The 10,641-nt window shown below is 61.8% G+C and carries 7 protein-coding genes and 1 pseudogene; 4 read left to right on the plus strand and 4 right to left on the minus strand.

Annotated features, from left to right (window positions below; all coding sequences use genetic code 11):
* From HX846_RS07650 to HX846_RS07660, 3 genes and pseudogenes are all read left to right on the plus strand, one after another.
* Window positions 1-298: pseudogene (locus HX846_RS07650) on the plus strand (RND transporter); the annotation flags it as partial.
* Between the two features lie 104 nt (window positions 299-402).
* Window positions 403-1,515, plus strand: a complete 1,113-nt coding sequence (locus HX846_RS07655) for an efflux RND transporter periplasmic adaptor subunit (protein WP_008433355.1) — start codon at window positions 403-405, stop codon at window positions 1,513-1,515.
* 9 nt (window positions 1,516-1,524) lie between these two features.
* A complete protein-coding gene (locus tag HX846_RS07660; RefSeq protein WP_008433352.1) occupies window positions 1,525-4,572 on the plus strand; it encodes an efflux RND transporter permease subunit in 3,048 nt (1,015 codons plus the stop codon).
* A gap of 36 nt (window positions 4,573-4,608) precedes the next feature.
* Here the strand turns inward: HX846_RS07660 and treS are convergent, their stop codons facing one another.
* Together treS and HX846_RS07670 are read right to left on the minus strand one after the other, a co-directional pair.
* Window positions 4,609-6,660 (minus strand): maltose alpha-D-glucosyltransferase, encoded by a 2,052-nt coding sequence (treS, locus tag HX846_RS07665; protein ID WP_008433350.1) that lies wholly within the window; start codon window positions 6,658-6,660, stop codon window positions 4,609-4,611.
* Between the two features lie 122 nt (window positions 6,661-6,782).
* Window positions 6,783-7,565, minus strand: coding sequence for an SDR family NAD(P)-dependent oxidoreductase (locus tag HX846_RS07670; RefSeq protein ID WP_003217767.1), 783 nt, complete (start codon window positions 7,563-7,565; stop codon window positions 6,783-6,785).
* Between the two features lie 128 nt (window positions 7,566-7,693).
* Between HX846_RS07670 and HX846_RS07675 the strand changes: the two genes are divergently transcribed.
* Window positions 7,694-8,842, plus strand: coding sequence for an aldose epimerase family protein (locus HX846_RS07675; RefSeq protein ID WP_102369085.1), 1,149 nt, complete (start codon window positions 7,694-7,696; stop codon window positions 8,840-8,842).
* Window positions 8,843-9,014: 172 nt separating this feature from the next.
* Here the strand turns inward: HX846_RS07675 and HX846_RS07680 are convergent, their stop codons facing one another.
* Together HX846_RS07680 and HX846_RS07685 are read right to left on the minus strand one after the other, a co-directional pair.
* Window positions 9,015-10,019: a substrate-binding domain-containing protein gene (locus tag HX846_RS07680; protein ID WP_003217769.1), complete on the minus strand. Its 1,005-nt coding sequence runs from the start codon at window positions 10,017-10,019 to the stop codon at window positions 9,015-9,017.
* Between the two features lie 48 nt (window positions 10,020-10,067).
* Window positions 10,068-10,641, minus strand: a 574-nt coding sequence (locus HX846_RS07685) for an SMP-30/gluconolactonase/LRE family protein (RefSeq protein WP_178965204.1), incomplete at its 5' end; no start/stop codon positions are given.

The following is a 10,641-nucleotide window of genomic DNA, read 5'->3' on the forward strand; positions in this document are numbered from 1 at the left end:
CCAAGCCAACCTGGACCTGGTGCAGGCGCAGTTCAAACTCGGTGCCGTGGCGTACATCAACCTGCTCACGGCCCAGCAAACCTACCAGAACACCGTGCTGGCCCGGGTCAGGGCGCAGGCCTCCCGCTACAGCGACACCACCGCGCTCTTCCAGGCATTGGGTGGCGGATGGTGGAACCGTACCGATGTGGACCCTGCCACCAAGGGCCGGCCTGATCGGTTCGGCCTGCCTTCGTGGAACGAGATCATGCCGGCCAGGAACGAGGCAGCGCCTGCCGATTCGGCACGGTTCAACTGAACTGAACTCTTGAAACAGCGAGAACATCCATGGCTGACGTCATAACCGCCTCTCCCCTGCCCACCGAGCCCGGCGCACCGCGCAAGCGCCGACTGTGGCGGCCGATGATCATCATGATCGTGGTGGTGCTGGTGATTGTGGCGATCATTGCCGGGGTGAAGTTCGTGCAGATTTCGGCGCTGATCGCCCAGTCGAAAATGCCCCTGCCGGCCTCCGTGGTCACGGCCATGAAGGTGCCGTTCAGCGACTGGCAACCGAATGTCAGCGCCGTGGGCTCAATGAAAGCGGTCAGGGGGGTGGATGTGACCACTGAAGTGGGCGGCATCGTGCGCACCATCGGCTTCACGCCCGGGCAAGAAGTGGCGGCCCAGGCGCTGCTCGTCCAACTGAATGCCGACTCGGACATCGCGCAACTGCATTCCCTTGAGGCCACGGCTGACCTGGCGGTGATCGTCCTCAAGCGTGACAAGGCGCAACTGGCGGTTAACGCCATCTCCCAGGCACAAGTGGACACTGACACCGCCGACCTCAAAGCCAAGCTCGCCGCCGCCGAACAACAGCGCGCGCTGGTGGCGAAAAAAACCATCCGCGCGCCGTTTGCCGGGCGCATCGGCATCACCAGCGTCAACCCTGGCCAATACCTCAACCCCGGCGACAAGATCGCCACGCTGCAAACCTTCGATCCGATCTACATCGACTTCACGGTGCCCCAGACTCAAATGGAGGCCATCGCCATCGGCCAAGGGGTTTCGGTAACGGCCGACGGCCTGTCCAATCAAACCTTCACCGGCAAGATCAGCACCATCGACACCCAGTTCGACGCCACCACGCGCAATGTCACCGTGGAAGCCACCGTCGACAACCCCAAACAGAACCTGGTGCCCGGGATGTTTGCCCGCGCCGTGGTCAACTCCGGTGCGACGCAGCGCTACCTCACCGTCCCGCAGACATCGGTGACCTACAACCCTTACGGCACCACGGTATTCATTGCCACATCGAGCAAGAACGACAAGGGTGAGGAAGTCCTCACCGCGCAACAGACCTTTATCAAGACCGGACCGACCCGGGGCGATCAGGTGGCGATCCTGTCGGGCGTGAAGGAAGGCGACCTGCTGATCACCAGCGGCCAGATGAAGCTCAAGAATGGCTCGCCGGTGAAGGTCGATAACAGCGCCGCGCCGCTGAACGATCCTGCGCCGACTCCCCAAGAACACTAAAGGTGTCCCATGAAGCTTACCGATACCTTTATTCAGCGGCCGGTCTGGGCGATTGTTGTCTCGCTGTTCATCCTGATCCTGGGGCTGCGCTCGATCTTCGAATTGCCGGTGAACCAATGGCCACGCACCGAAAATACCGTGGTCACCATCACCACCGCCTACTACGGCGCGGACGCCTCCACCGTTGCCGGCTTTATCACCCAGCCGCTTGAATCGGCCATCGCCCAGGCCCAGGGCATCGACTACCTGTCTTCAACGAGCATCACCGGTGTCTCGACGATTACCGCCACGCTGCGGCTGAATTACGACGCGAGCAAGGCCCTCACCGAGATCAACACCCAGGTCAACTCGGTCAAGAACCAACTGCCGGCGCAGTCCCAGGAACCGGTGCTGACGGTGGCGGTCGGGCAGACCACAGACGCCATGTACCTGGGTTTCTACAGCGACACCCTGCCTACCAACAACATCACCGACTACCTGGTGCGGGTGGTCAAGCCCAAGCTGGACTCAATCCAGGGCGTGCAAACCGCCGAAATCCTCGGCGGGCGCCAGTTCGCCCTGCGCGCCTGGATGGACCCGAACAAACTGGCGGCGCATAACGTGACCGCCCAGGACGTGTCCACCGCCCTGGCCAACAACAACTACCTGTCTGCTGTCGGTTCCACCCGCGGGCAAACGGTGACAGTCGACCTGACGGCCGGGACCGACTTGCACACGGTGGATGAATTCAAGCGGCTGGTGGTCAAGCAGAAAGGCGATGCCCTGGTGTACCTGGAGGACGTGGCCACCGTCACCCTCGGCGCCGAAAGCTACGACAGCAGCGTGGCGTTTTCCGGCAAGCGTTCGGTGTTCATCGGCATCAAGACGGCGCCGACTGCCAATATCCTGACGGTGGCCGACAGCGTGCGCGAAGCCTTCCCCGAGCTGCAATCCCAGTTGCCCACCGGGGTACGCGGCGAGATCGTGTATGACTCCACGGAGTTCATCAACACCTCGATCTATGAGGTGGTGAAGACCCTGGTCGAGGCGATGATCATTGTGTCGGTGGTGATCTACCTGTTCCTCGGCTCGTTCCGCGCGGTGATCGTGCCGCTGGTGGCGATCCCGCTGTCGCTGGTCGGGACCTTCTTCATCATGTACCTGCTGGGGTACTCGATAAACCTGCTGACCCTGCTTGCCCTGGTATTGGCGATCGGCCTGGTGGTGGACGACGCGATTATCGTGGTGGAGAACGTCGACCGGCATATCAAGGAAGAAGGCAAAGGCGTGCTGGAGGCTGCGCTGGTTGCCGCGAGGGAACTGGGTGGGCCGATCATCGCGATGACCGTGGTGCTGATCGCCGCCTACGTGCCCATCGGGCTGCGCAGCGGCCTTACCGGTGCGCTGTTCAAGGAGTTCTGCTTCTCACTGGCGGGTGCCGTGACCGTGTCGGCCGTGGTGGCGTTGACGCTCTCGCCGATGATGACCTCCCGGCTGTTCAAGTCCGGGCAGGAAGAAGGCCGGTTTGCCCGCAAGCTCGATCAGTACTTCGACTGGTTGCGGGGCCGTTACCACCGCGTACTCTCGGGCGGCCTGAACGTATGGCCGGTGCTGGTGACGTTTGGTTTTGTGCTGTTCCTGCTGGTGGCCGCCAGCGGCATGACCGCCAAAAGCGAACTGTCGCCCACCGAGGACCAGGGGCTGGTGTTCATGCAGATCAAGGGCCCGCCCACTGCCTCGCCGCAGCAGATGGAGCGCATCGCCGACCAGGCCTTCCAGATCGCCAACAAAGAGCCGGAATACGCGCAGATGTTCCAGCTGACCGGGTTGCCTATCCTCAACCAGGGCCTGGGCGGTGTGCTGCTGAAAAACTGGGGCGACCGCTCGCGCTCCCAGGCCCAACTGATATTGGAACTCCAGCAGAAATGGAACCAGGTGCCGGGCGCCACCATTGCGGCCTTCCCGCTGCCGTCGCTGCCGGGCGCCCAGGGCTTGCCGGTGCAGTTCGTGATCACCACCACCGACTCGGTGGAAAACCTCAACGAAGTCGCCCAGGCCGTGGTGGCCGAGGCCCAGAAACAACAGCTGTTCTATTTCTCCGACATGGACCTGAAACTCGACAAGCCACAAGCCAAGCTGGTGGTGGACCGGGAAAAAATCGCCGCACTGGGCATGACCCAGGCCGACGTCGGTGCGGCGCTGTCCGCGGCACTGGGCGGCAACTACGTGAACTACTTCTCCACTGCCGGGCGCTCGTACAAAGTGATTCCCCAGGTGTTGCAGGTTGATCGCCTCAACCCGGACCAGATTCTCGATTATTACATTCGCACGCCATCCGGCAGCATGATCCAGGCGCGGACCGTGGCGCATATCGAAACCTCGACCCAGCCGGAATCCATCAACCACTTCCAGCAACTCAACTCGGCGACCCTGTCGGGCGTCAGCGGCGTGGCCCAGGGCGAACTGCTGGCGAAACTGAACACCATTCTGACCAATATTGCGCCGTCGGGTTACACCTCGGACTTCTCCGGCGAATCACGCCAGTTCATGCAGGAATCCGGCGGGTTCTTCGGCCTGCTGATGTTTTCGATCCTGATCGTGTACCTGGCCCTGGCGTTTCAGTTCGAGAGTTTCCGCGACCCGGTGGTGATCCTGTTCTCGGTGCCCCCTGCACTCTTCGGCGCGCTGGCGTTTATCACCATGGGCTTTGCCTCGATCAACGTGTACACCCAGGTGGGGCTGGTGACGTTGCTGGGGTTGATCACCAAGCACGGGATCCTGATCGTGCAGTTTGCCAACGAGTTGCAGCGCGCCGGTCACAGCAAGCGTGAGGCCATAGAAGAAGCCGCCGGCGTGCGTTTGCGGCCGATCCTGATGACCACCGCCGCCATGGTGCTGGGCGTGGTGCCGCTGGTGTGGGCCTCCGGTGCCGGGGCTGCGGGACGGCATGACATGGGCCTGGTGATCTTCGCCGGGTTGTCGATCGGTACCGTGCTGACGCTGTTCATGGTGCCGGCGATGTATATGTTCATTGGCTCCACGCACCATCAGGAGGCGGAACAGCCGGTCCCCGTGTAGGAGCGAGCTGGCTCGCTCCTGCAGTGGATCAGTGGGTCAGATCACTACCCGCAGCGCCAAGCCTTCATACGCATCCAGCGTGATGGTGAAATCACCCTCGGGTGTCAGATCGCCCTCCACCCGCTCATTGATGATGTCCACCACCGGCCCGGGCGCAATATCGGGCAGGTGCAGGGTTTCAGTAATCGGCGTCGAGCCGAAGTTCAGCGCCGTGATCTGAGTACCTTTGCCCGCCGGCAGCTCGTGCACCATGATCAACAGCCCCGGGTGCTGCACATCCGGCACCAGGATCTGGCGGCTGGCGGCGATGTCGTAGGCTCGGCGCACCGCGAGGATTCTTTGCAGTTGCGAGGCAAACGAATCCGGGTCGGCCAACTGGCTGATCAGGCTGCCATACAAGGTTTTCGGGCGTGGCATCTGCCCGGCGGATTGCTCCGCATCCGGATTCAGGTCCACCAGGTCATAGGCGCCGCGATGGATCCAGCGTGTGTCGCCATCCAGCATCAAGTGGGCCACCTCCTGCGCCGGTAACGGCAATGCGCCCACCAGGTCCCAGCCGGACAGTGCAAACACCCCCGGTTGCATCGCGTTGTACATCACCAGCAGCAGGTGAATCTGGCGGATCTGCTGGATATCCGCCGGGGTAATCGCCTCAAGGTCGCGAATGCCCAGCGCCGCTGTAATGATGCTGGCGGTGGTGCAGGACACGCCGTTGGTCACGAACTTCAGGTTATACGGCGCGTGTTCGCCAGCCAGGCGTTCGTACATCTGCTCACGGATATGCTCGCGCAGGATGCCGCCGGGAAAGGTCTGCCCCTGATAGAGGTAGGTGTCATGGGCGTGCAACGTCCAGAAGTGCACCAGTTCCAGGGTCAGCTCGTCATGGTTCTGCAAGGCGTGGATCAGCGAGCCGGGGTCGATGCCCAGGGTGTGCATCTCCCGCAGCATCAGGCGCAGGAATTCGGTGTCGCCCATCAATAACGCGTGCTGGTAAGCCGGGCGCGTGATGAAGTCGTAGGACAGGTCTGCGCCGCCGTGGGACATGGCGGCGATGTCGTCCACCGTCAGGTTCAGTTCCTGGAAGCTGAAACCGCCCGCCTTGCGAATCGCGCCGCCCAGGATCTGGTTGCCGGTGATGGACAGCGGATGGCTTTCAGACCAGGCGTTACCTTCCAGTTTTCGTTCCACGCCGAGGAAACCGTTGGCATCCAGGCGCAGGATTTTCGCCCCCATCACGTCGATGGCGTGCAAGGCGTCGCCAATGATCATCTGCTGCGCGGCGAAGGTCGGATCCAGCCAGTTCAGCGACGGCTGCCCTTCCTTGAAGTAATGCAGGTACACCCAGCGGCGGGGCTTGCCGTCCACGCCGATGACCACATCGGTCGCGCTCCAGTCGGTTTCCTTGACCCCGGGTTCGAAGAAGATCACCCGTTGCAACTGGCCGACGATGTAGTGCTTGTCCCTGAGCACGTCGACCTGCTGCGGGCTGAGGTTCTGCGCATCGCGGCCCTCGCTGATATCGGGCAGCAGCGGCCAGTCTTCTTCGCGGATCTCCACCATGTGGTAGAGCCCGGGATAGTCTTCGTAGGCCATCTCGGCCAGGCGGAAGTCCGCGCCCTTGCCGGTGTGGGACGGGATCACATCGTCGATGATCACCGCGTTGTGCGCGGCGGCCATGCGGGCCAGCGCCTGAAGCTGGGCTTCGGTGCCCAGTTGCGGGTCGATGTCGAAGCTGATGCGGTCAAAATTGCCGTCAATGGTGGGAGTGTGCTCGGTGCCGGATAGACCGCCCGAGCGTTTCAGCGGGCCGTTATGGATGCCCTGTATGCCGATTTTCGACAGCGCGTGCCACAAGGTTTCATCGCCCAGGGCCTCCAGTACGCTGCCGTTCTCGCGGGTGACGATGGACGCCGGATAGGCCGTGAACCACACCGATGCCAGGGCCGAAGCATCACGGGGCCGGGTATGGGCATACGGCTGTTGCCACAACCGGCCTTGCCCCGAATAAAGCCTGGCGCGCTGCTTGGCGGCATGCAGCATCGATTGTTCCACCAGCCAGGCCACATGTTTCTTATCGGCGTCCGTCATAAATCAATCACCTGCACCCATGAAGTAGTCGGTTGCGGTGGCTGCATATGAACCACCGTTCGTTACTGTATGAGGCCCCGGGCGGCGATTCGTTGCATCCGGGATGGCGACCCTTCCCCGGCCTAGACCCAGCCGCCGTCCACAATGAAGTTCTGTGCGGTACACATCGCCGATACATCAGAGGCCAGGAACAGCGCCATATTGGCGATATGTTCCGGCTCCACACTGCCCGGCAGGCACTGGCTGCGGGCGATCAACTCCCGGGCCGCGTCATCCACCCACATCGCCAGTTGTTTCTCGGTCATCACCCAGCCCGGCACCAGCGTATTGACCCTGATACGGCTGGGCCCAAGCTCCCGCGCCAGGGCCCGGGTCATGCCGTGGGCGGCGGCTTTGCTGGCGGCATATACCGGGTAGCCGCTGGAAGCCATCATCCAGCCGATGGAACCCAGGTTGATGATCGACCCGCCGCCTGCGGCCTTCATCATCGGCACCACGGCCCGGGCCGCGAAAAACCCGTGCTTCAGGTTGACCGAAATCAGTTGGTCGAACCGCTCCGAGTCGATTTCATCCAGGGTGTGCCGAACGTCATTGGCGGCATTATTCACCAGCACGTCGATCGGTCCAAGACTTTGCGCCAGGCACGCTATCGCGGCCTTGTACGCGATCTCGTCGGTGATATCGCAATGGGCGAATTCGACGGCATGGCCCTCGGCCGACAATATCGCCGCCAATCGGTCGCCCTGCCCTTGCGCCCGGTCCACGAAGGCTACCTTGGCCCCCTGGCGTGCGAAGGCACGCACCATGGCCTCGCCTATCCCGGAAGCACCGCCGGAGATCAGCACGGTTTTATCCCGCAGGTCCGGGTACATCGCCTGCGCGCCGGGCTGTTTTTCAGTGTTCATGTGGCAGTCACTCCGCTGTATTTAGTCTTATTTTATATTGCATGTTTCGCGATATTGGCTATAAATCAGCCCTGCAGCTGAATAAATAGTAGAACTATTTAATTAACAACAATAAAGGTAGCTCAGTCATGCGGCAATCCCGATTCCTGCTTACCGGCCTTGGCCTCTCCCTGGCGGTGGCCAGCCTGGGCGCTCAGGCGGCTGGCTTGTCCAGCGAACACAAACCCTTCGGTAAAACCAATGACGGCACCGCCGTCGAGCAGTATGTATTGCGTAACAGCCATGGCGTACAAGCCACGGTCATCACCTATGGCGCGGTCTTGCAGTCGCTGAAAGTACCCGACAAACACGGCCAGTTCGCCGACGTGGTGCTGGGCTTCGATGACGTCCAGGGCTACCAGGCCGGTACTGCGTTCTTCGGCGCGACCATCGGCCGTTTTGGCAACCGCCTGGACAAGGGCAGCTTTGAACTGGACGGCAAACGCTATCAAGTGCCCCTCAACGACGGGCCGAACTCGCTGCACGGCGGCCCGCAAGGTTTCGACAAGCATGTGTGGAAAGCCCAGCCGGTCAAGCAGGACGATTCGGTGGGCGTGACCCTGAGCTACCTGTCCAAGGACGGCGAGATGGGTTTCCCCGGCAACCTGAAAGTCGATGTCACCTATAGCCTCAACGACAAGAACGAACTGCACATCGACTACAAGGCCACCACCGACAAACCCACGGTGCTGAACCTCACCAACCACAGTTACTTCAACCTCGCCGGCGCCGGCAGCGGTGATGTGCTCAAGCAGGTCGCCACCCTGCATGCCAGCCATTACACCCCGGTCAACAGCACCCTGATTCCCACCGGCGAACTGGCCCCGGTCGCCGGCACGCCGATGGACTTTCTCAAGCCCACTGCCATCGGCCAGCACATCAAGGACGATCATCCCCAGCTGAAATTCGCCGAACCTAAACAAGGCGGTTTTGACTTCAACTGGGTGCTGGATGCCAAGGGTGATATCGGCAAACTGGCCGCCGACGTTCGTGACCCGCAGTCCGGTCGCCGCTTGCAGCTGTATACCAGCGAGCCTGGCGTGCAGTTCTATACCGGCAACTTCCTCGACGGGACGATCAAGGGCAAGGGTGGCAAGCCTTACGCCCACTGGAGTGCGTTCACCCTGGAAACCCAGCATTTTCCCGACGGCCCCAACCAGCCGAGCTTCCCCTCTACCCGTCTCGATCCTGGCCAGACCTACACGCAGAATACCGTGCTGAAATTCTCTGCTGACTAAACCTGTGGGAGCTGTGGAGCTTTGGCGAGGCTGCGATGACGTCGGCACTATCAATATCCAAGGCACTATCAATATCCAAGGTGCCTGACCCACCGCTATCGCAGCCTCGCCAAAGCTCGACAGCTCCCACAGTACCGGCGTTAGCAGGGCTGCCGGGAAACGTCAGCGGCCATCAGTTCCACAAACCGATCTTTTCCAGCTCCTGCTTGAAGTTCTCGCGGGTGATCAGCGTCACCTCATCCATCGCCGTGTACTTCGGCGGCTCCTTACCCGTAGTGACCCACTCGAACATCATGCTCGCGGTGTTGTAGCCCTCGATGTGCGGGCTGGGCAGCATCGAGCCGAAGAAGCCGCTGTTGGCTTTCTTCAATTCGCCAATGGCATCGGTGCCGTTGATGCCGATGCCGATGACATTCGCCGCCGCAAACCCGGCGCTTTCGGTGGCGCGCACGCCGCCAAGCACGGTGTTGTCATTCATGCCGCCGATGATCAGGTTTTTCGCGCCGCCGGGCAGCTTGACCAGCGCCGAGTTGGTGGCGTCCATGCTGCCGGGGACGTCGAGGGTCTTGAGGGCTGCGTACAGGATGTGGTCATCCGGAATACCCGCAGCCTTCAGGGATTTGACCGAGCCATCAGTGCGCTTTTTACCGGTATCGAGTTCGTTGTAGGTATTGATCACCGCATAGGTGTCCTTCCAGTCCCAGCCACGTTTTTTCGCTTCGGTGGCCATGGCACTGCCCTGCTTCTCGCCCACTTCAAACGCGGCCATGCCCAGGTAAGGCACGTCTTCCATGAAGTTGCCCTTGGCGTCCACAAAACGGTCATCCACGGCGATCACTTTCAAGCCGTTGGCTTTGGCCTTGGCCATGATCGCCGGGCCGAGGGACACGTCCGGCGGGCAAATCACAAAACCCTTGGCACCGTTGGCCGCCAGGCTGTCGATGGCCGAGAGGGTTTTCTCGCCGTCGGGCACGGCGATCTTGATCACCTCGAAGCCCTTGTCCTTGCCGGCCTTTTCGGCGAAGGCCCATTCGGTCTGGAACCAGGGCTCTTCCGCCTGCTTGACCAGAAAGCCGATCTTCACCGGCTCGGCCGCCAGCAACAGGCTGCTCAGGCCGACGGCGGACACCGCCACAGCGGCGCAGCACAGGGAACGGATACCACGACGACGATTCATAGGGTGACTCCTTGTTGTTGTTTTTGAATGCGTTAAACAGCCTGTTGGTTATCCTGCAAAGCGGTGGCAGATTTTCCCCGGCACATCGACCTCGATCGCCAGCACCGCACCGTCCAGCGGGTGATCCAGCGGGCTGGCGGCACTGGTGATGTACAAGGTCTTGAGGTCGGGGCCTGCGAACACGCAACTGGTGGGACGGCTGACCGGCAATTCGATGACCCGGTCAACTTCACCGCCCGGCGTCAGCCGCAGCAGGCAACTGCCGTCCCAGCGGGCGTTCCAGATATAGCCTTCGGCGTCCATGGCCGAACCGTCCGGGCCACCCCGGGAGTGAGGCCCGAACCAGACTTGCGCAGGTGCGAGCTGGCCTTGTTCAGTCATCGGGTATCGATAGAGCGTGCCGTCCAGGCTGTCGCCGAAATGCACGTGGGTGGCGGCGTCGTTCCAGAGCAAGGTGTTGGGAATCCCCAGGCCTTGCAGCAACGGCGTGACCTGCCCGTCGGTATCGACCCGGAACAGGCCGCCGGAACGTCGCAGCACCGGCAAGTCTTCACCGTGCTCGCCGATGTTGTTCTGCATGGTGCCCAGCCACAGCCGGCCCTGGGCGTCGCAGCGGGCTTCG

Origin of the sequence: Pseudomonas sp. K5002 (assembly GCF_013386655.1) — a bacterium.
In the GTDB taxonomy this organism is placed as follows: Bacteria; Pseudomonadota; Gammaproteobacteria; order Pseudomonadales; family Pseudomonadaceae; genus Aquipseudomonas.

Bases quoted from the DNA above. Each gene is read 5' to 3' on its own strand.
- HX846_RS07655 (WP_008433355.1), top strand. From the start codon at position 403: ATGATCATCATGATCGTGGTGGTGCTGGTGATTGTGGCGATCATTGCC.
- HX846_RS07660 (WP_008433352.1), top strand. From the start codon at position 1,525: ATGAAGCTTACCGATACCTTTATTCAGCGGCCGGTCTGGGCGATTGTT.
- treS (WP_008433350.1), bottom strand. From the start codon at position 6,660: ATGACGGACGCCGATAAGAAACATGTGGCCTGGCTGGTGGAACAATCG.
- HX846_RS07670 (WP_003217767.1), bottom strand. From the start codon at position 7,565: ATGAACACTGAAAAACAGCCCGGCGCGCAGGCGATGTACCCGGACCTG.
- HX846_RS07675 (WP_102369085.1), top strand. From the start codon at position 7,694: ATGCGGCAATCCCGATTCCTGCTTACCGGCCTTGGCCTCTCCCTGGCG.
- HX846_RS07680 (WP_003217769.1), bottom strand. From the start codon at position 10,019: ATGAATCGTCGTCGTGGTATCCGTTCCCTGTGCTGCGCCGCTGTGGCG.